At 72.8% G+C, this 19,826-nt stretch carries 21 protein-coding genes; 11 read left to right on the top strand and 10 right to left on the bottom strand.

What is annotated here, in order from left to right:
* Nucleotides 1-15 precede the first annotated feature (15 nt).
* Both CRP52_RS35780 and CRP52_RS35785 read right to left on the bottom strand, forming a co-directional pair.
* A complete protein-coding gene (locus CRP52_RS35780; protein ID WP_097241017.1) occupies nt 16-759 on the bottom strand; it encodes an aquaporin in 744 nt (247 codons plus the stop codon).
* Nucleotides 756-1,124 carry an ArsR/SmtB family transcription factor gene (locus CRP52_RS35785; RefSeq protein ID WP_097241018.1) on the bottom strand — a complete coding sequence of 123 codons (369 nt, stop codon included), beginning with the start codon at nt 1,122-1,124 and terminating at the stop codon, nt 756-758. Before CRP52_RS35785 ends, CRP52_RS35780 begins: the two co-directional genes overlap by 4 nt.
* Before the next feature lie 95 nt (nt 1,125-1,219).
* On the opposite strand from CRP52_RS35785, the gene CRP52_RS35790 reads away from it, so the two are divergent.
* On the top strand, nt 1,220-1,690 hold the full coding sequence (locus CRP52_RS35790; protein ID WP_097241019.1) for an ArsI/CadI family heavy metal resistance metalloenzyme: 471 nt from the start codon (nt 1,220-1,222) through the stop codon (nt 1,688-1,690).
* A 91-nt stretch (nt 1,691-1,781) separates the two neighbouring features.
* Here CRP52_RS35790 and CRP52_RS35795 read toward each other — a convergent pair whose 3' ends face one another.
* Entirely contained in the window at nt 1,782-4,211 is a 2,430-nt protein-coding gene (locus CRP52_RS35795; protein ID WP_097241020.1) for a ricin-type beta-trefoil lectin domain protein, read from the bottom strand.
* 332 nt (nt 4,212-4,543) lie between these two features.
* Between CRP52_RS35795 and CRP52_RS35800 the strand changes: the two genes are divergently transcribed.
* From CRP52_RS35800 to CRP52_RS35830, 7 genes are all read left to right on the top strand, one after another.
* Nucleotides 4,544-5,635, top strand: coding sequence for a substrate-binding domain-containing protein (locus CRP52_RS35800; protein WP_218893220.1), 1,092 nt, complete (start codon nt 4,544-4,546; stop codon nt 5,633-5,635).
* A gap of 202 nt (nt 5,636-5,837) precedes the next feature.
* Entirely contained in the window at nt 5,838-7,385 is a 1,548-nt protein-coding gene (locus CRP52_RS35805) for a sugar ABC transporter ATP-binding protein (protein ID WP_257033225.1), read from the top strand.
* Nucleotides 7,382-8,422 (top strand): ABC transporter permease, encoded by a 1,041-nt coding sequence (locus tag CRP52_RS35810; protein ID WP_097241021.1) that lies wholly within the window; start codon nt 7,382-7,384, stop codon nt 8,420-8,422. Before CRP52_RS35805 ends, CRP52_RS35810 begins: the two co-directional genes overlap by 4 nt.
* 147 nt (nt 8,423-8,569) lie before the next feature.
* Nucleotides 8,570-9,376 carry a DeoR/GlpR family DNA-binding transcription regulator gene (locus CRP52_RS35815; RefSeq protein WP_097241172.1) on the top strand — a complete coding sequence of 269 codons (807 nt, stop codon included), beginning with the start codon at nt 8,570-8,572 and terminating at the stop codon, nt 9,374-9,376.
* 519 nt (nt 9,377-9,895) lie between these two features.
* A complete protein-coding gene (locus tag CRP52_RS35820; protein WP_257033226.1) occupies nt 9,896-10,096 on the top strand; it encodes a hypothetical protein in 201 nt (66 codons plus the stop codon).
* A gap of 154 nt (nt 10,097-10,250) precedes the next feature.
* The gene (locus tag CRP52_RS35825; protein ID WP_097241022.1) at nt 10,251-10,865 is read left to right on the top strand and encodes a restriction endonuclease; all 615 of its coding nucleotides are present in this window, start codon (nt 10,251-10,253) and stop codon (nt 10,863-10,865) included.
* Between the two features lie 66 nt (nt 10,866-10,931).
* Nucleotides 10,932-11,393, top strand: a complete 462-nt coding sequence (locus CRP52_RS35830; protein WP_097241023.1) for a hypothetical protein — start codon at nt 10,932-10,934, stop codon at nt 11,391-11,393.
* Nucleotides 11,394-11,504: 111 nt separating this feature from the next.
* Here the strand turns inward: CRP52_RS35830 and CRP52_RS35835 are convergent, their stop codons facing one another.
* Complete coding sequence (locus CRP52_RS35835) at nt 11,505-12,737, bottom strand: alpha/beta hydrolase family protein (RefSeq protein ID WP_097241024.1); 1,233 nt, start codon at nt 12,735-12,737, stop codon at nt 11,505-11,507.
* Nucleotides 12,738-12,850: 113 nt separating this feature from the next.
* On the opposite strand from CRP52_RS35835, the gene CRP52_RS35840 reads away from it, so the two are divergent.
* On the top strand, nt 12,851-13,495 hold the full coding sequence (locus CRP52_RS35840; RefSeq protein ID WP_097241025.1) for a TetR-like C-terminal domain-containing protein: 645 nt from the start codon (nt 12,851-12,853) through the stop codon (nt 13,493-13,495).
* Between the two features lie 75 nt (nt 13,496-13,570).
* Here the strand turns inward: CRP52_RS35840 and CRP52_RS35845 are convergent, their stop codons facing one another.
* The 3 genes from CRP52_RS35845 to CRP52_RS35855 form a co-directional block, all read right to left on the bottom strand.
* The gene (locus CRP52_RS35845; RefSeq protein ID WP_097241026.1) at nt 13,571-14,305 is read right to left on the bottom strand and encodes a dienelactone hydrolase family protein; all 735 of its coding nucleotides are present in this window, start codon (nt 14,303-14,305) and stop codon (nt 13,571-13,573) included.
* A gap of 304 nt (nt 14,306-14,609) precedes the next feature.
* Nucleotides 14,610-15,566: a helix-turn-helix transcriptional regulator gene (locus CRP52_RS35850; RefSeq protein ID WP_097241027.1), complete on the bottom strand. Its 957-nt coding sequence runs from the start codon at nt 15,564-15,566 to the stop codon at nt 14,610-14,612.
* Nucleotides 15,567-15,626: 60 nt separating this feature from the next.
* On the bottom strand, nt 15,627-16,232 hold the full coding sequence (locus CRP52_RS35855) for a pyridoxamine 5'-phosphate oxidase family protein (protein WP_107474924.1): 606 nt from the start codon (nt 16,230-16,232) through the stop codon (nt 15,627-15,629).
* A 258-nt stretch (nt 16,233-16,490) separates the two neighbouring features.
* Between CRP52_RS35855 and CRP52_RS35860 the strand changes: the two genes are divergently transcribed.
* Nucleotides 16,491-17,135 (top strand): dihydrofolate reductase family protein, encoded by a 645-nt coding sequence (locus CRP52_RS35860; RefSeq protein ID WP_097241028.1) that lies wholly within the window; start codon nt 16,491-16,493, stop codon nt 17,133-17,135.
* A gap of 74 nt (nt 17,136-17,209) precedes the next feature.
* On the opposite strand, the gene CRP52_RS37880 is transcribed toward CRP52_RS35860, so the two are convergent.
* Nucleotides 17,210-17,383, bottom strand: coding sequence for an RICIN domain-containing protein (locus tag CRP52_RS37880; RefSeq protein ID WP_143685924.1), 174 nt, complete (start codon nt 17,381-17,383; stop codon nt 17,210-17,212).
* 119 nt (nt 17,384-17,502) lie between these two features.
* Nucleotides 17,503-18,462 carry an alpha/beta hydrolase family protein gene (locus CRP52_RS35865; protein WP_097241029.1) on the bottom strand — a complete coding sequence of 320 codons (960 nt, stop codon included), beginning with the start codon at nt 18,460-18,462 and terminating at the stop codon, nt 17,503-17,505.
* Nucleotides 18,463-18,616: 154 nt separating this feature from the next.
* Here CRP52_RS35865 and CRP52_RS35870 point away from each other — a divergent pair, with 154 nt between their 5' ends.
* Nucleotides 18,617-19,210 carry a TetR/AcrR family transcriptional regulator gene (locus CRP52_RS35870; protein ID WP_097241030.1) on the top strand — a complete coding sequence of 198 codons (594 nt, stop codon included), beginning with the start codon at nt 18,617-18,619 and terminating at the stop codon, nt 19,208-19,210.
* Between the two features lie 110 nt (nt 19,211-19,320).
* On the opposite strand, the gene CRP52_RS35875 is transcribed toward CRP52_RS35870, so the two are convergent.
* Nucleotides 19,321-19,722, bottom strand: a complete 402-nt coding sequence (locus CRP52_RS35875; RefSeq protein WP_097241031.1) for a hypothetical protein — start codon at nt 19,720-19,722, stop codon at nt 19,321-19,323.
* Between the last annotated feature and the right edge of the window lie 104 nt (nt 19,723-19,826).

The raw sequence follows: 19,826 nt of genomic DNA on the forward strand, positions 1-19,826 counted from the left end.
AGGGTCCTTCGGGGTTCAGCGGTCGGCGGCGGCCAGGTGGGCGGCCTGCGGGGGTACGACGTCGTCGGCGGCGGGGGTCGGGCGGCCGAACAGGACGGCGACCAGCGCCAGGCCGACGACCAGGCCAACGAGTTGGGCCGCGATGAACGGCAGCACGGAGGCGGGGGCGATGCCGGCGAAGGTGTCGGTGAAGGCCCGCCCGACGGTCACCGCCGGGTTGGCGAAGCTGGTCGAGGAAGTGAACCAGTAGGCGGCGCCGATGTAGGAGGCGACCGCGGCCGGGGCGAAGTGCGCGCGGCCGGCCCGGGCCAGGCCGAGCACCAGCAGGATCAGGCCGGCGGTCGCGACGACCTCGCCCAGCCACAGGTGCGGCGCCCAGCGGTCATGCGCCGACCAGTGGGCGAGCGGTTCGGCGAACATCGCGTCCGCCAGCACGGCTCCGCCGATCGCACCGGCGACCTGGGCCGGGACGTAGGCCACGACCTCCCGCAGCGCAGGCCCGTCCCCGTCGCGGCGGCCGGTCCACCAGGCGGCCAGGGTGACGACCGGGTTGAAGTGGGCGCCGGAGACCGGGCCGAGCAGCAGGATCAGCGCGCCGAGGCCGAACACGGTCGCGAGTGAGTTGGCCAGCAGTTGGACGCCGATGTCCTGGGAGAGCTTGGTGGCCTGGATGCCGGAGCCGACCGCGGTGGCGACCAGCGCGCCGGTCCCGACGAACTCGACGGCCGCGCGGCGGCCCAGCGGGGCGGGCAGGCTCATCTCGCGCCCTCCGGGGTCTGCAGCAGGGAGGACAGACGGGCCAGGGCTGCGGGCAGCACCCAGTAGTAGACCCAGGTCCCGCGCCGCTCGGAGGCGACCAGGCCGGCCTCGCGCAGCACTTTCAGGTGGTGGGAGATGGTGGGCTGGGAGACGTCGAAGGGTCCGGTCAGGTCGCAGACGCAGGCCTCGCCGCCCTCGTGCGAGGCGATCAGCGACAGCAGCCGCAGCCGCACCGGGTCCGACAGGGCCTTGAACATCCTCGCAAGGTCGACGGCGGCCTCTTCGCCGAGCGGCTCGCGGACCATCGGCGAGCAGCAGGCGGCTGCGGCGTCCTGGTCGAGCACCGGCAGTTCCAGATTCGACATACGTCTATGTTGACAGCCATCTAATCCGGTGGCAAGGTCGGCCATATCGACAACTGTCGAATCAAGGAGCTAGGGTCCGGATCGGGGAGACCGCCATGTCCCGCGTGCAGCTCGCCCTGTGTGTCGCCGACCTCGAAGGCTCGATCGCCTTCTACTCCAAGCTGTTCGGCACCGAGCCGGCCAAGCGCCGACCCGGCTACGCGAACTTCACCATCGCCGAGCCGCCGCTCAAGCTCGTCCTCATCGAGGGCGAGCCGGGCGAGGACACCCGCCTGGACCACCTCGGCGTCGAGGTCGAGTCCACCGAGCAGGTCGCCGCCGCAACCACCCGCCTCAAGGACGCCGGCCTCGCCACCTTCGAGGAGAACGACACCAGCTGCTGCTATGCCCTCCAGGACAAGGTCTGGGTGCACGGCCCCGGCAAGGAGCCTTGGGAGGTCTATGTCGTCAAGGCCGATGCCGACCGGCTCGGCAGGAGCGCCGCCGGGGGCGACACCTGCTGCCCCAGTGGCGCGCAGACCTCCGAAGCCGCCGCTGCGACGGCCGGCTGCGCCTGCGGCGGCTGAACGGGGATCGCGGCAGCGAACCGTACGCACCTGGGCGGCCGGGCCCGCGCGTCGGGGCGCGCGGGACCGGCCGGGCCTGCCGTGGTGGCCGTTACGGGAGGGTCCAGCGCTGGTTGGCGCCGGCGTTGCAGTCCCAGATCTCCAGCGGGGTGCCGTCGGCGGTGGCGGCGGCGGGGTCGTCGAGGCAGCGGCCGGACTGGGCGCCCTTGAGGGTGCCGTCCGGTTGGGGCGTCCACTGCTGGTTGGTGCCGCCGTTGCAGTCCCACAGTTCGACCGGGGAACCGTTGACCGTGGCCTGGCCGGTCACGTCGAGGCACTTGCCGTTGTGGGTGAGGGTGCCGTTGGACCAGGTCCACACCTGCCCGGGGCTGCCGTCGCAGGCCCAGAGCTGGACGGCGGCGCCGCTGGTGTCGGCGGCGGGGCGGGCGCAGGTGCCGGGCAGGGCCGAGGCGACCGGGCCGGTGTGGGTGGTGGGGGTGCCGGGGGTGAGGGCGAAGTCGTCGAACTGGTCGGTCTGGTAGCCGGTGACGCCGAGGCCGGCCCGCCCGTTGGTGTAGCTCGCGTCGGTCGCGCTGCCCACGGTGGTGCCGTCGATGCTCGCGGTGAGGGTCTGGCCCTCCAGGGTGAACCGGACGGTGTGCCAGCTGCCGGTGCCCGGCGCGGCGGTGGTGCCGCTCGCCAGGGTGGTGAAGTTCCAGCTGGTGTCGCTCTTGTCGATGGACCAGGCGCCGGTGTCGCCGACCCGCAGGTGGTACGCGTTCAGGCCGTTGTTGTTGCGGCCCTGCTGGTTGACCCGGCCGAGGAGTTCGACCGTGCTCGACTGCTCGAAGAGGACGTCGGCGGTGACGGTGTAGTTGGACCAACTGCCGTCGCCCGCCATGGTGTACGGGGCGTTGTAGCGCTCGTCGGTCCAGCGGATCGGCGTGGTCGGGGCCATCTGGCGCAGGCAGGTGCCGGTGCGGCCGCCGCCGCAGGGGGCGGTCCGGAAGGCCCCGTTCATGTCGGTGAAGTACTTCGGCGAGGTGGTGGCGGCCGGGGTCTCGAAGCTGTCCGCGTAGGGGAGCGTCATCGGGGCGGCGGCCGGCGGGGTGGCGGTGCCCTTGCCCTGGCCGGTGGTGGTGGTCACGGTGTAGACCCGGCCGGGCTGGAGGGTGAGGGCGTAGCGGCCGTTCGCCGGGGTGACGTCCTGCTGCCGGACGAACCAGTCGGCCGGGTTCGCGGAGCGCAGGTCGGTGGACCAGACGTGGACCTTGCCGGTGGACAGGCCGCCGGTGACGGTGAAGTTCGCGGTCTGGGCGGCGGTGGCGTCCACGGTTTCGAGGACGGTGCTGTAGTCGCGGCCGGTCGTGGTCGAGGTCGTGCTCTGCAGCGTGACGTAGCTGCCGTTGGCGCGGGCGCCGCCGAGGTAGCCGCTCGCCGCGTCGATGTAGCGCCAGCCGGGCTTGGCGAACTGGGTGGTGTGCGCGGTGACCCAGGTCGTCCGGCCGATGCCGTAGTGGCCGGACCAGGGCTGGTTGGCGATCGACATGCCGTCGGTGGAGAAGAAGAGGTCGGGGTAGAGCGCGGCGATGACCGGCCAGTTGAGGAACGAGGTCATCTTCCCGTCGAGGTAGCCGCGGTTGATGCCGCGGGCCACGGCCGGGGCACCGCCGTCGGCGTCCTCGGAGCCGTTCTCGCTGGCCCACAGTGGTTTGCCGAGCGCCTGGGCGGTGGGGGTGCTGGGGCAGTTGGTGTAGGAGCCCAGGTACCCGCAGGGGTAGTGGACGCCGACGATGTCGACGGCGTTGCGGAACGCCGGGTCGGTGGCCATGGCGTCTGCCACGCTCCAGGTGTCGTCGGCGGCGACGACCTTGGTGGCGCCGTGTCCGCGGGCGACGAGGGTGCTCTTGAGGTTCTCGTACCAGGCCTTGTCGAAGCCGCGCTCGTTCCAGCCGCCGAGGTAGGAGATGTCGAGGTGGTGGCGGTCGGCGCAGCCCATCCAGTCCATCAGGTAGTCGACGGTGTCCTGGGACCAGAAGTGGCCGCCGTTGCCGGTGTTGCCGATCCAGCCGGGGGCGCCCCAGGACAGGCCGTAGAACCTGATGGCGGGGTTGCGGGCCTTGGCCTGCTCGGCCAGCCACCACTCGTAGCCCTGGTCGCAGTCGACGGTCCCGCGGGTGTGCTCGATGCTCGGCTCCGCGCCGTCGGTGGAGTTGGTGTCGCCGCCGATCTCCAGTTTCAGCACCTGCAGTGAGGCGCCGTAGCCGGGCTTGAACAGGTAGTCGAGCAACTGGCTGCGCTGGGGCTCGGGGTAGTCCGCCAGCAGGCGGGAGTTGCCGCCGCCGCCGGAGATCGCACCGACGCCGTCGAAGGTGAGTCCCGGCTTGGTGCCGTCGAGGGTGACGGAGGTCTGGACGGCGGCGGCCGCGGGCGGGGCGGCCTGGGCCGCGGGTGGTGCGGCCAGACCGCCCAGCGCGCCCGTGAGGGCGAGTGCGGCGCTCAGGGCGGTGCGCCTGATGGATGGGAGGAGTTGACGGCCCATGGGGTCTCCGGGTGGGGAGGTGGGGTGGGGTGGGGGGAGGGTGTTCCTCGGCCGGGGCGGGGTAACTGACGGGTGCATGTCGTCACGCCGGGGAGGAGACTAGCCCCAATCTTCAACAACAATCAACAACTTCGGACGAAAGACAACGCATTCGCCCACGTTCCCTGCGGTGGCATAACGAGACGGTCTCAATAGCCACTTGGCGTGACGCGCGAGGTTGACCCGCCTCCGGATCGGGGGCTTTCTTGTGATCCACCGCGTTTGATCGCGGTGCTTTCTGATCGATTCTGTTGCTTCCGGCCGGTCAATCCTCCACCCTCAGGAGTCCTACCGTGCACCTCTCCCGCCTCGCCCCCTGCGCCCGCCACCGCCGCACCCGCCTCCCCCGCCGCGCCCGCCTCGCCTCGATCGCCGCCCTGGGCCTGGTCACCTCCGTCGCCCTGACCGCCTGCTCCACCGGGCAGACGTCCTCCAACAGCGCCGACGCCCCGGTCGCGCCGGTCTCCGGCAAGGTCTCGATCACCTACCTGCAGAAGCAGGGTGACCAGCAGTACTTCGTGGACGAGGCCGCAGGCGCCAAGGCCAAGGCAGCCGAACTGGGCGCCGACCTGAAGGTGGTCAACCTCGGCAACGACGCGAACAAGACCGTCGGCGAGGTGCAGGCCGCGATCGCGCAGAAGAGCAACGGCCTGATCATCGTGGTGCCGGACCCGGCGGTCGGCCCGCAGGTGGTCCGGACGGCCCGGGACGCGAAGGCCGCACTGCTCACCTCCGACGACCAGGTCTGCGCGAGCGGACCGGCCCCGGCGCAGTGCGCGGCCACCGACCTGGTGCCCCGGATCGGCTTCTCCGGTCAGCAGATGGGCGGCGAGGTCGGCAAGCGCGCCGCCGAGGAGTTCAAGAAGGCCGGCTGGAACGCCGCCGACACCCGGATCGTCTCCGCCTGGAAGCAGGACGTCACCGTCTGCGGGGACCGCGTGAAGGCCGCCAAGGAGGCCTTCGACCAGGCCGTACCGGGCGTGCAGGTCATCGACGTGGCGACCGACAACACCCCCACCGGCGCGCAGGACAAGGTCGCCGCGACCGTCACCGCCAACCCCGGCGTCAAGCACTGGGTGGCCTGGGGCTGCAACGACGAGAACGTGCAGGGCGCCGTCACCGCCCTGCAGAACGCCGGGATCAGCCCCGACGACATCGACGGCGTCGGTCTGGGCGCCTACCTGGCGTGCAAGGACTGGGCGTCCGGCAAGCCCTCCGGCATGAAGGCCGCCCTGTTCATCAACGGCAAGGACGTCGGCGCCCTGTCGGTGCAGACCATGTACGACAAGCTCAAGAACGGCAAGGACTTCCCGAAGGAGGCCTTCGCCCCCACCACGATGGTCGACGCCGCCACCTGGCAGTCCGCGGGCGTGTCCTGCAGCTGACCGCGGCCTGCAGCCGGCCCTGTGCTGCAGCCGGCCCTGTGCTGCAGCCGACCGGCCCCGCAGCTGACGCTGCATGAAGACCGTCCGCACCCTGACTGCCAACGAGGCCCCGATGACCCCACCTGAACCTGAACCCCTGATCCCGTCCCAACCCCCGCCCCTCCCAACCTCGGAGGGCTCCGCAGGCCTGAGCGCCGAAGGCGTGTCCAAGCGCTTCGGCACCGTCCAGGCCCTCACGGACGTCACGCTCACCTTCCCGCCCGGCCAGGTCACCGCCCTGATGGGCGAGAACGGTGCCGGCAAGTCCACCCTGCTGCGCATCCTCACCGGCGACCACCGCCCCACCGGCGGACGCGTCCTGCTCGACGGCCGCCCCCTCGACCTGCACTCCCCGCAGGACGCCCGCCGCGCCGGGATCCGGATCATCCCGCAGGAACCGGAGATCATCCCGCACGTCCCGGTCGCCGAGAACGTCTACGCCGGCTCGCTGCCCCGCCGGGCCGGCCGCCGCCTGGACCGCGCCGAACTGCGCCGCCGGATCACCGCCGACCTGGCGCGCCTCGGCTTCGACAAGGTCCTCGACCCCGACCTGCTCGGCTCCGAACTCACTGCCGCCCAGCGCCAGTTGGTCGAGATCATGCGGGCCCTGACCGGCACCGTCCCGGCCCGCGCGATCGCCTTCGACGAGCCCACCTCATCGCTTTCCGAGCACGAGGTCGAGGCCCTGTTCGCCCTGATCGGGCGGCTGCGCGACGAGGGCATCGCGGTCGTCTACGTCTCCCACCGGATGAAGGAGATCTTCCGGCTCGCCGACCGCATCGCCGTGCTGCGCGACGGCCGGGTCGCCGGGGTCGTCCAGGCCGGCGCCACCGACGAGAGCGAGCTCGTACGGCTCATGGTCGGCCGCGACCTGTCCACGCTCTTCGTCCGCCGGCAGGTCGCCACCGACCGGGTCGTCCTGGACGTGCAGGGCCTCACCACCGACGACGTGCGCGACATCAGCCTGCAGGTCCGAGCCGGCGAGGTCGTCGCCCTGGCCGGCCTGATCGGCGCCGGACGCTCCGAACTCGCCCTCGCCCTCGCCGGCGACACCCCGATCCGCTCCGGCACCGTCACGCTCAACGGCCGGGTCCTCCGGCTGACGGACCCCCGCGCCGCCATCGCCGCCGGCATCGGCCTCGCCCCCGAGGAACGCAAGGCCCAGGCACTGTTCCTGCAGCGCACCATCCGCGACAACACCTCGCTGGTCAGCCTGCGCCGGCTCAGCCGCCGACGGTTCGTCAGGCGCCGCCAGGAGAAGGCCCTCGTCCAGGAGTACGCCGACCGGCTACGGGTGCGCGCCCCCTCCATCGAGGCGGAGGTCCGCACCCTCTCCGGCGGCAACCAGCAGAAGGTCGTCCTCGCCCGCTGGCTCGCCCGCCGGCCCGAGCTGCTGATCCTCGACGAACCCACCCGCGGCGTCGACATCGGCGCCAAGGCCGAGATCTACCAGATCATCGCCGACCTCGCCCGCGAGGGCACCGCCGTCCTGGTCGTCTCCTCCGAACTGCCCGAAGTCCTCGGCCTCGCCGACCGGATCGTGGTCATGCAGAACGGCCGCACCACCGGCGAACTCACCCGCGACGAGGCGACGGAGGAGGCCGTCCTCGCCCTCGCCATGGCCGACGACCTCGCCGCCCCCAGCCCCGCTGGCGCTGCCGCCACCCACCTCGCGAAGACCGCCCCCGCCCGGACCGGAGAGACCCGATGACCACCGCCACTCCCCCGACCGCCCCGCTACCGGACGGCGGAGCCCTGCCCGTCCGGCCCGGTGGCCCGCGCGCCCTGCTCGCCGCGATCGGCGGGCAGAACCTCAGCCTGATCTGCGCCCTCGTCGCCGTCGTCGCCCTCTTCGGCACGCTCAACCCCAACTTCGTCGGCTGGGACAACGTCCAGGTCATCGCCGAGGCCGCCACCATCTCCGGCCTGCTGGCCGTCGTCCAGACCGTCGTGATCATCTGCGGCGGCCTCGACATCTCGGTCGGCTCCCAGGCCGGGCTCGCCTCCGTCACCAGCGCCATGGTCTTCACCTCCACCGGCGCCGACCCCTACCTCGGCATCGGCGCCGCACTCGCCATCGGCGCCGGCATCGGCCTGTTCAACGGCGTCGTCATCATCCACGGCCGGGTCAACCCGACCATCGCCACCCTCGCCGGACTGGCCGCCTACAAGGGCGTGGCCCAACTCGTCTCCGACGGCCGCGCCCAGGGCTACGTCCTCAACGACCCGGTCTTCGTCTTCCTCAGCCGCGGCAAGATCGCCGGCCTGCCCACCATGGTCTGGCTGCTGATCCTCACCGCCGCCGCCGTGCACGCCCTGCTCACCTACACCGACATCGGCCGCAACATCTACGCCATCGGCGGCAACGACACCGCCGCCCGCCTGGCCGGCATCAACCTCAACAAGTACCTGATCGCCGCCTACGCCCTCTCCGGCACCGTCGCCGCCCTCGCCGGCGTCCTGCTCACCGCCCGCACCGGCTCCGGCCAGCCGGTCTCCGGCAGCGAAGGCCTGGAGCTCCAGTCCATCACCGCCGCGGCCCTCGGCGGCTGCGCGCTCAAGGGCGGCAAGGGCAGCATCGGCGGCACGCTGCTCGCCGTCGCGCTCCTCGGCGCGCTGCAGAACGGCCTCACCGTCCAGGGCATCAACGCCTTCTGGCAGAACGTCGCCCAGGGCACCCTGCTGGTCGCCGCCGTCGTCATCCAGCAGCGCCGCAACCGCGAGCGGGCGGTCGGCCTCCCCGCCTGACCCGCAGACCGCCGTACGGCGGGGCCCTGGGATACTCATGTGTCCGTCCATCCGTCCATCCATCCGTCCATCCACGACCGTGGCGGCGTCGACCTGCCGGACGAAGCGGGAGCGACCGGGAACCCGTCCGACACCGAAAGGGCCTCCGTGGCTGATCAGAGTTTGCTCGCCCCGCAGCGCCAGGCGCTGATCCTGGAGGCCATCCGCAAGGCCGGCGCGGTGCGCGTCGCCGAGCTGGTCGAACAGTTCGGCGTGTCGGACATGACGATCCGCCGCGACCTGGACGCCCTGGTGCGCCAGGGCGCCGTCCAGAAGGTGCACGGCGGGGCCATCGCGGTGGGGGCCGCGAGCACCGACGAACCCGGCTTCGACGTCAAGTCCGAGCTGGAGGAGAGCACCAAGGCCGCCCTGGCGGACGCGGCGGCCCAGCGCGTGGAACCGGGCAGCGTGGTCGCCCTGTCCGCCGGCACCACCACCTACGCGGTCGCCTCCCGGCTGCTGGAGATCCCGCAGCTCACCGTCGTCACCAACTCCCTGCGGGTGGCCGACCTGCTGTGGGCGGCGGGCAGCGACGGGCGGGAGAACGTCCCCTCCCTGCTGCTCACCGGCGGAACCCCCACCCGCTCCGCGGCCCTGGTGGGAGCCCTCGCCGACCAGACGATCCGCACCCTCCACGTGGACCTGCTCATCCTCGGCGTCCACGGCGTCAGCGAACAGGCCGGACTCACCACCCCCAATCTGGCCGAGGCCCAGACCAACCGGGCCCTGATCGCCTCCGCCCGCCGCACCGTCGTGGTCGCCGACCACACCAAGTGGGGCGTCGTCGGCCTCAGCAGCTTCGCCACCCTGGCGGACATCGACTGCTTCATCACCGACGACGCCCTCCCCGCCCCGGCCCGCAGCACCCTCGCCGACACGGTCGGCGAGTTGGTCGTCGTCCCGACCACCGCCTGACCGGGCAGCGGCGGGAGGTGGCGGGACGCCTGCGGCGGGTGGCGAGAGCGCTTAGGGCCTGTCCGGCGGATCTTGTCGGATCAGCGCGCGGCTCCCCCAGCCTTCGGCCGGGAGGTACCCCCACTTCGCGCCCGTCTGGGCGTGCGCCCGAATCGCCCTCGTACTGGGTGTACTTGGACGATTCGGGCGTGCGTCCAGGCGGGATGATCCGGCGTCGTGCGCCCGGCAAGATCCGCCGGACAGGCCCTAGGTGCCGACGTAGGTGGCCGCGTTCGCCGGAGGTCGCCCTGGCACTTCACCGGGCCGGCCGAGGCGCTGCGCGTGGCACCTCCTCGGACGCGCGGGCGTACGCCGGGCGCGGCCTTCGCGTGCCGGCGGGGTGCAGCGGCGTGTGGGGCCGTTCGCGTCCGCCTGATTTCCGCGAAGCGGTCCCGGGCCGTCCGCCGCTCTGACATGCTCACCCGAATGGCAGACGGGTAGTAGTCGGAGCATGACACAGCGTCAAGGGCGGGCAGTGCAGTGCAGTACTCGATCAGCGCGACGGCGTTCCTCGCGATCTTCATCGTCATCCGGCTTCGACGCCGTACCGAATCCCGCAGCCGCACGGACGAGGCGTTCACCGTCTTCACCGCGGTCGTCTTCGGTGTCCTGATCGCCGCCACCAGCTGGGGCCACGCCATCCTCCAACTCGTCGGCATCGCTGTCCAGGTCACCCACTGACCCTCCCCTCGGCGGGTACGGCTGCGGACCGCAGGGAGGACGCCAAGCATGAGCAGGCTCGGAACAGCCAATGGCTAGGCGCAGGCCTCCGGCGCGGGCGCGCCCTCGCCGCCGGCCCGCGCGGCGCGATGACGGCACATGGCTCGCCTACGCGATGGTGGCACTGCTCGCGCTCGGCGCGGCGGTTGCCGTCCTGCGGTGGCTGGCGGCGAACTGGTGGGTCCTCGTCGTCCTAGCGCTGACGGCCGGTGCCGTCGCCGCCGCCGTGCTGCGCGCCCGCGTCCTCGCTGCCCGCCGACTGCAGCTGCGGGCAGCCAGGTTGCGCCTGGCGCTGAGCGGTCCGGGCGGGATCGACCACATGGCGCCGGACGCGTTCGAGTACGCGGTGCGCGACCTGTTGCAGCGCGACGGCTGCCGCGCGCACAAGGTCGGGAGGGCCAACGACCAGAGCGTGGACGTCCTCGCCGAGGACCCGCTGGGGCGGCGCTGGGCCCTGCAGTGCAAGCACAAGCGGGATCCGCTCGGCGGAAAGCCGGTCGGTGTGGGCGTCCTGTACGCGCTCGCCGGCACCTACCAGCGGGCCCACCGCGCCCACGTCGCCGTCGTCGTCACCAACGGCAGCTTCTCCCGCGAAGCCCACCGCTGGGGCGCCGAGCAGGGCATCCTCCTGGTCGACCGGAACGCCCTCGCCCGCTGGGCCGCCGGCAGCCGGCCCCTGTGGGACGTCCTGCCCCGCATCCCCGCGCCCCGGGGCGGACACCGCCACTGACCTCGGCCCTGGGCCACGACTGCCGCAGGTCTACCGTGATCCGCGACAAGGGGAGGGGAAGCGGCCGTGGAACTGACGCGACGCGACAAGCGCTGGATAGCCGTGGTGGGGTTGATCGGGGTCGGGGTGGCGGGGTGCTACGCCTGGGCCGACCACTCCGAGGACTCCGCCTACCCGCTCCCGTTCAAGAGGCGGGACGCGTCGGTCCTCGTCCGGCTCCAGCTCGCCGATCCGTCCACGAAGAACACCGTCGTGGAGGCGGACGACCGCACGATCACGATGGAGGTCGCCTGGAGCGGCTGCGACTACAAGCCCGACCTGGTCGCCGGGGAGTGGGCCGACAAGGTCACCCTGCTGCTGAGGCGCCGGGACGCCTCGGGCCCCGACATCGGCTGCGAGGACGGCGGCATCGCCCGCGTCACGGCCGTCCTCCGCCACCCCCTCGGCAGCCGGCCCGTGACCGACGCCCTCACCGGCAGGCCCGTCCCGTACACCCACGCCCAGGGACGGCCGGCGGCCGGCGGCTGACGCCCACCGGCCCGGAACTACCTGCCGGCTGAGGTCATGGAGCCGACCGCATCCGCCACGCTGGAACGGTAGAGGCCCAGCGTGGGGTCAGGACCGTACGCCACTGCCCGGTCAGGCTGTGGGGCCGGCGGGCGGGGTGTGGGCGGCCGGAGTCAGGGTGGTGTCGAGCCAGTCGAAGGTGACCTGCTGGAAGCGGGACATCGCTCCCATGTGGCAGTGCTCGCCCGCGCCTTCGGCCTCGGGGAGGGTGACCAGGGTGTGCGGGCAGGTCAGGGCGGCCCGGACGCGCTGGGGCTCGCCGCGGAAGAACTGGTCGTCCTCGGCGTCCAGGATCAGGGTCGGGCAGTCGATGAGGTGGGCGACTCCGTCGAGGGTGTAGTCGGCGGTGCGGCGGATGTAGTCCGCGGCGGAGTCGGCGCCGAACGCCCACACGCCGTTACGCAGGGCCCAGCGGAGTTGGGTGCCGGCCTGCATGAGCAGGCTCAGGACGGGGTCGGCGAGGTCGTCGCGCCCGGACTCGACCCAGTCCCGCAGGAACGGCGGCATGACCCGGGTGTGGGCGTCGTGGTAGTCGTAGAGGCCGTCGTCCAGGACCAGGGCGGCCAGGCGGTGCTCGTGGGCGGCGGCGCGGGCGGTGAGGTAGCCGCCGAGGCTGTAGCCCAGCAGTGCGATCCGGTCGGGGGCGATCTCGGGCCGGGTGAGCGCGTAGTCGACCACCGGGGTGACCACGGCCTCCCAGTCAGGGCGGAAGACGAGGCCCTGCTCGCGCAGCGCCGCGCCCTGCCCGGGCCCGTCGTAGGCCAGCACGTTGTAGCCGCGGCGCAGCGCGGCCGCGCCGATGACGAAGTAGGCCTCCTCCAGAGTGGAGTCGAAGCCGCTGGTGAAGACGACGGTCGGGCGGGGGGCGCCGGAGTCGTCGACGAGGAAGAGGTAGCCGGGCAGGCTGGTGTCCTCGTAGGGGATGCGTACGGGCTCGACGGGGGTGTCCATCAGGGTCGCGGCGGTCGCGAAGGTCTCGCGGGAGAGGGCGGAGAGGGTCTTGACCTCGGGGTCGTGGGCGGGGTCGTCGCGGCGGTAGAACTCGGCTGTGCGGTAGTAGTTCGAGGCGCGCAGCAGGGCCTCGCGGGAGCTGACCCGGTGGCCGGCCGCCAGGGCGCGGGTACCGACGGCGTGGACGCGCTGCGCGGTGCGCTTCCACTCGCGCAGCCAGGCCTCCTCGTCGCCGTCGCCGATGGCGCGGGCGGTGGTCAGGACCTCGCCCAGGTCGGCGCCGCCGTCGTTGGCGAAGCCGGCCGTGCGCAGCGTCTCGAAGGAGAACGACTCGTCCTCGTACAGGAATCGCATGGTGCACCCCAGACCCTTTTGTCGAGACGGAACGGTTCCGTCTCGTCTACTGGAACGACGGTAGCCCCCTCCCAGTCGAGACGCAACCGTTCCGTCTCGTGTAGGTTCGGGGCATGCCCAGTTCCCCCGCGCCCGCCTCCGGGCCCACTCCCGCCTCCGGGCCCACCTCCGCCCACCCGCGCCGACTCCCCGGTGGGCCCGTGCTCCAGGACTCGGTCACCGAGGCGATCGCCCTCGCCTTCTTCGAGGAACTGGCGTCGGCCGGCTACGCGCGGCTGTCCCTGGAGGCGGTGGCCAAGCGCGCCGGCGCGGGCAAAGCGGCCATCTACCGCCGCTGGACGTCCAAGCTGGACATGACCGTCGACCTGGTCTCGGCCGTCGCCGTCACCACGTCCGGGACCATCGACACCGGCAGCCTGCGCGGCGACGTCCTCGCCTTCCTCACCGAGGTCGCCGACGCGCTGCAGCAGCCGCTCCCCGCGCGGATCATCCCCGACCTGATCGCCGAAGGCCACCGCAACCCCGAACTGGCCGAGGCCCTCTTCACCGCCGTCCGCGACACCCGCCGCGCCAAGGCCACCCTGCTCCTGGAACGGGCGGTCCTCCGCGGCGAACTCCCCACCAACACCGACCGCGAACTCGCGCTCGACTTCCTCGCAGGCCCGCTCTACTGGCGCCTCGCCGTCGTCCACACCCCGACCGGCCGCGACTACCTCGACCGCCTCACCGACAAGCTCCTCGCCGCCTTCGCGGCCTGACGCCCGGCCCGCCCGTCCGGCCGAACGGGCGGGCCGGGCGGGCCGGACTGAGCGTCAGCCGTCAGCCGTCAGCCGTCAGCCGTCAGCCAGCGTGCGACCGAGGAGGGGCAGCAGGCGGTCCCAGTGGTGCTGCAGGCCGGCCGGGTCGAAGGCGTCGGTGTCGGACATGGTGAAGCCGTGCTCGGTGCCCGGGTAGATCTCGGAGGTGTGGCCGACCCCTGCGGCGTCCAGGTCCCGGTTGAGCTCGACGAGGGCTTCGGGCGTCACGTCGCTTGCGGCGTGGCCGAAGTGGGCCTCCACAGTGAGGCCGCGCAGGCCGTCGGGCCCGTCGGCGCCCACCGGGGCGTGGAACGCGCCGAGCGCGGCCACCCGGCCGGGGTGGGCCACGGCGGTGCGCAGCGCCAGGAGGCCGCCGATGCAGTAGCCGGTCAGCCCGACCGGTCCGGCGGCGACTTCGGGCTGGGCGGTGAGGAACCCGAGGAACGCCTCGGCGTCGCGCAGGACGCGTTCGGCGGTGTGCTCCTGGATCAGGGGCATCAGCTCGGCGAAGATCGCGGGCCGGACCTCCTCCCCGATGTGCGCGGGGAGGTCGATCACCGGGGTCGGGCCGTGCCGGTAGAGGAAGTTGGGAACGAGCACGTAGTAGCCGTGCCCGGCCAGCTCGCGGGCCATCTCGCGCAGTACGGGCCGGATGCCGAAGCCGTCCGGGTACATCAGCACCCCCGGGTGCCGCCCGCCACCGTCGGGGAAGGCGGCGAAGGCGTCGGCCCGGCCGTCCGCGGTCGGGATCTGCAGGGTCTTGGTGGGCATGAACTCTCCTGTCGTGGTTGATGTGTCGAGCTGTGATCAACTCACGAGGGAGGCGGAGCCCGGGCCTGCGGGGAAGCGGCGCCCGGGCCTCGGTCCGGCAGCGGGCCGGCCCCGGCCCGCACGGTGCTCAGCGGAGCACCGGGTCGCCGATCCGTGTGTGGCGCAAGGCCGTCCCGGTCGTCATGGCTGTCAACCTAGCCGACCGGGTGAGGCCGGGTCCAGCTCCGATCACCGTGCCCCACAAGGGAGTTCGCCGTGAGGGAGTTAGCCGAGGGCAGCGCGCCACGCCCGGCGGCGTGCGCGGTCAGGTGTAGCGGGCGGCGGCGCGGCGGGTCGCCTCGGCCAGGCGGGCCCGGAGTTCGGGTGGCCGGATGACCTCGGCTTCCGGGCCCAGGCGCAGGAGTTCGAGGTACCCGATGTCCCAGTCCTCGACCGGCAGGGTCACGGTGACCCAGCCCTCGGCATCCGGCGGGCCCGCGGTGGCGAGGGCGTCGGCGGCGGCGGTCGCCTCCAGCAGGACGGCCAGGTTCTCGACGGCGAGCGGGCTCAGCCGTACGGCGGCCCGCTCGCGCAGCAGAGCGCGGGTGAACTCCCGTGCCGCCGCGGCCCAGTGGCCGGCGAGGTCGAACTCCGGGTCGCGCTCGAACCGTTCGTCGCCGGCCTCGGCCGTTTCGAAGCGGTCGACGCGGTACGTGCCGACCCGGCCGGAGGCGCCGCGCGCCACGAGGTACCACTGCCCGGCCTTCAGGACCAGGCCGTACGGCTCCAGCCGCCGCTCCCGGGTGCCGCCGCGCGCCGCGTACCGGCCGTGCAGCACACGTTCCTCCCACACGGCGCGCGACACCTCGGGGAGCAGCGGCGGGGGTTCGGTCTCGCGGAACCAGGCCGGTGCGTCGAGGTGGAACCGCCGGACGGCGCCGGCGGGGGCGTCGCCCAGGACGGCGGCGACCTTCAGCCGTGCGGCGAGGGCGTGCCCGGCCAGTCCCATGTCGCGCAGCGGGCCCGGAAGGGCGGCCAGGTGCAGGACTTCGGCCTCGGCGCGTTCGAGGCCGGTGAGGCGGGTGCGGTAGCCGTCGACCAGCCGGTAGCCGCCGGCGCGGCCGCGGTCGGCGTACACCGGCACGCCGGCCTCGACCAGGGCGGCGACGTCCCGCTGCACGGTGCGCTCGGAGACCTCCAGCTCGGCCGCGAGCTCGGCGGCGGTCATCGTCCGCCGGGCCTGGAGGAGCAGCAGCAGGGCGATGGCCCGGCTCGCCCGCACGTGGCCTCTCCTTCCGTCAGTCTTCCGTCGTCGGGTGGCCCGTTCCAGGTCCGGGCCTGATCATGCCTGGTCCACCTGGTCCGCCTCGTTCGCCTTGTTCGCCTCGTCCGCCGGGTCTACCTCGTCCGCCGTGTCCGCGTCGTCCGCCTGCCGGCCGAGCTTGGCGGGGTCGGCGGCGAACACGGCCATCCACTGCGGGTGCAGCCGGTAGTAGACCACGTCGTTGTCCCAGTCGAAGGCGTCGTCGCCGTAGAAGTCCCGGAAGTACGCGAGCAGTTCCGGCCAGTCGGCGGCCGGCTCGCCGCCGAGGGGATTGAGGGTCTCCGCGGTGCCGTGGGTGAACACGCCCAGGTCCTCCCCGCGCAGGTGCGCGGCGCTGACGGCGGGCCGGGCGGCGAGGTGCCGGGCCTTGGCGGCGCTGCGCGCGGTGCCGAAGTGCCACTTGCCGTGCAGGAAGTGGCCGTCCACTCCGCTGATCCGCGGCTCGCCCTTGGCCGTCACGGTGGACAGCGCGAGCGTGCACATGCCGGTGAGCGCGCCGGTGAGCTGTTCGGCGGTGAGCGTGCGCTCGCTGCTGATGATCGACCTCAGGTGCGCCGTGGAGCCGGCGAGCGAGGTGTCGAGGAGGGCTTGGAGCTGCTGGAGTTCTTCGGGTGTCTCGCGCATGAGGGTCCTTGTCCGTCCGTCCGTCTGATCGTTTGACCGTCTGTCGTCCCGACCTGCGCCACCGTGACACCGGCCGGGCCCCTACTGTCCCCTCGAAACCCGACACCCTCTGTCGTGTTATCCGCGCGCGGCGCCTTGGAGCGGGCGGTGCGAGTGGGGCACCGTGTGCTGGGCACCGTGTGTACTCGGCTCCGTGTGTGCCGGGCGCTGCACGACCGGTCGGCAAGTGCCGTTCGAGGAATCGGGAGTAGGAAAGCCATGGGCCTCATCCACATCGAACTGTTCACCACCCTCGACCTCGTCGGGCAGGCGCCCGGCGGCCCCGACGAGGACCCGGCCGGGTTCCCGTTCGGCGGCTGGCAGGCGCCGTTGCTGGACGAGGCCACCGGCACACAGATCGCCGCCGCGTACGAGGGCACGGACGCCCTGCTGCTCGGCCGGCGCACCTACGACCTCTTCGCCGCCTACTGGCCCCACCAGGAGGGCGGCCAGGACAACGAGTTCGCCACCCTCTTCAACAGCGTCCCCAAGTACGTGGCCTCCCGCGGGAAGCCCGACCTCTCCTGGGCCGGCTCCACCCAACTCGGCCCCGACCTGGCCGCCGCGGTACGGGAGATCCGCGACCGGCACCGGCACGTGAAGGTCGTCGGGAGCCTGAACCTGGTCCAGACTCTCCTGCGCGAGAAGCTCTTCGACCGCCTCGACCTCTGGGTGCACCCGATCGTGCTCGGCGTCGGGAAGAAGGTCTTCGACGGCGGCGCCGTGCCCACGAACGTCACCCTCCTCGAACCCCCCACGGCCGGCCGCAAGGGCACCGTCTTCCTGCGCTACGCCCTCGCCGACGGCACTCCCGCCACCGGCGACATGAGCGCCCCCGACCGCGGACTCGGCGACGACCGCTGACAGCACACCGGGCCGGAGGGGCCGGCGCCGACTCCTGGCGCGCCGGTCCCTCCGGCCGTTGCGGGGACGGCGGTTCAGGCAGGGACGAGGTCCCAGCGCTGGGTGGCGGCGGCGGTGTCCGGGGCCTGGGTGCCCGCGCCGCCGGCCGCGGTGGGGGCGGTGAGCGCGAGTCCGGAGTGAGCGAGGATGATGCGGTAGCCGGCGTTGTGGTCGCCGACGATCCGGAAGGCCTGGTTCATCCGCACCATGAGCGCTGTCTGGGCCGGGTTCCGGATGACCGCCGTGCAGTGGTACCGGACCAGCGCCGTGCCGGCGGCGGTGCTCGAACCGGGGAGGCAGCCGGACGGCGGCCTGCCTCCCGGGGCGGCTACTTGGCCTCGATCCGGCCGACCGGTTCGGGGGCGGCGGCCAGGGCCTCGCAGGCGGTGGGCCAGGCCGGGTCGCCGGGGTGGAGGCGGGTGCGGAGGTAGGCGGCGGTGAGCCGGGTGAGGGCGGCGACCCGTTCGGGGTTCTCGTCGGTGGTCTCGGCGGCGTCGTATCCGGCGATTCCGCCGAGGCCGTGTTCCGCGCCGAACAGGGTGAGCAGGGTCTTGGGGGCGGGGGCGAGGGTGTAGGGGTCGGCGTGCCAGGCCGGGCCGAGGTCGGTGAAGTGCCGGGGGTCGTCCTGGTCGCCGACGACGACCAGGGCGGGGGTGGTCATGGTGGAGAAGTCGACGGCTCCGATGATCGGCCACTGCTTCGCCATGGGCCCGTTGTAGGCGTCGCCGCCCCGGCCGGGCGGGGCGAGCAGGACGCCCGCCGTGATCCGCGGCTCGGCCAGGTGCACCACGGTCCCGGTGTCGGGGTCGTGGAGTCCGGCGCCCAGCAGGAGGGCGGCGGTGAAGCCGCCGTACGAGTGCCCGGCGAGGGCGATCCTGCTGTGGTCGAGGCGTCCCGCGAGCTGCGGGACGGTGCGCTCGATGACGTCGAGCCGGTCGAGGACGTGGGTCATGTCCTCGGCGCGGGAGCGCCAGAAGTCGGGTGCGCCGCGGGCGTCGGCGACCAGGTGGCTCAGGGTTCGGGAGGTGAGGTGGGTGGGCTGGAGGACGGCGAAGCCTTCGGCCGCCCAGGCGTCGGCGAGCGGCGCGTAGCCGTGCAGCGAGGAGAGGTGGTGCGAGGGGCCGTGGCCGTGGGAGAGCAGGATGACGGGCAGTCCGGTGCCGGACGCGGGTGCGGTGACGCGGACGTGGAGGTCCACGGGGCGTCCGGGGACGGGCAGGACCACCGGGCTGTAGGACAGGACGGGGACGGGGACGGAGACAGGTTCGGTGCGGGTGGGTGCGCTCATGGCGAGCGTTCCTCCTTCTGCGGTGACGGCAGGCAAGTGGCAGACGGCGGCAGCCTTCGGCCTCGGCTAAGCTGAAACGGAACACCGTCCCATTTACTATCCGGAACGAGGTTCCGTTTTGTCAACGGGCCCAACCGAGCATCGGAGAAGAGCCGTGTCCAGCGAGAGCCCCAGCGGGAAGTCGTCGGCCCGGAGCAAGCGGGCCGACGCGACGCGCAACCGGGAGGCACTGCTCGCGGCGGCCGCCGAGGTGTTCGTGACCGCCGGCGTCGACGCACCGATCCGCCGGATCGCGGCCGAGGCAGGCGTCGGAACGGGGACGATCTACCGGCACTTCCCGACCCGGGCCGACCTCATCACCGCCGTCTACCGCCACCAGATCGAGGAGTGCGCACAGGCGGGCCCGCGGCTGCTGGCCGACGCCGGCTCCCCGTTCACCGCACTGCGCCGGTGGATCGACCTCTTCGTCGACTTCCTGGTCACCAAGCACGGACTGGCCGACGCGATGCAGTCCGACAGCAGCGCCTTCGCCGCGCTGCACGGCCACTTCCTCGACCGCCTGCTGCCGGTCTGCGCGCAGCTGCTCGACGCCGCGGTCGCAGCGGGCGAGATCAGGGCGGGCACCCAGCCCTACGAACTCATGCGCGGCATCGGCAACCTGTGCATCGGCGGCGCGGACCCGCAGTACGACCCCCGACGCCTGATCGACCTGCTCCTGCACGGACTGCAGCACCCCCGGCCCGCCTGACCCCGACGGCCGACCGCCGGCACCCACGGTGCTCCCACCTCGACGCCCTGCGGCCCGCCCGGGCTGATCGCTGTGAGGAGTACGGCCGTCCGGAGGGGGTGGCGCGGCGGTTATGAGCGCGTGCCAGGGCGCTCCCGGGAGGCGGCAGTCGACACCTGCCCCAGCACCAAAGCGCTGAGGCCGAACATCAGGACGCCCAGTGGGACGTGGAGCGCCGGCATGTGCGCGATGCCCAGCACGACCTGCACCGAGGCGAGCACCAGGAAGCCGGCCGCGTACAGGATGGGGCGGGGCGAGCCGCCGCCGGGCCGCCAGGCCAGGATCGCGGCGAGCAGGTACAGCATCGATGCGCCGTACATCACGCGTGCTCCGACACTGTGCAGCGTCTCCCCGTGGGAGGCCAGCAGCAGGCCGGCGGTGGCGGCCTGGAAGAAGATCGCCAGGGTTTGCAGGGCGAGGGCGACCTGCGGGAACGTGAGGCTGCGCTTGTCTGCCGTCGTCGGTATGGCCATGTCGTGGTCCCCTCTTCTGCCTCGCGGCAGTTGATCGATAGTGTCTCGGCAGTCCGACGACGCAGGCCCGCGAAATGTGAGGCGGGGGCTTCCGGCCTCACACG

The sequence above is a fragment of the Streptomyces sp. 1331.2 genome (assembly GCF_900199205.1).
In the GTDB taxonomy this organism is placed as follows: domain Bacteria; phylum Actinomycetota; class Actinomycetes; order Streptomycetales; family Streptomycetaceae; genus Kitasatospora.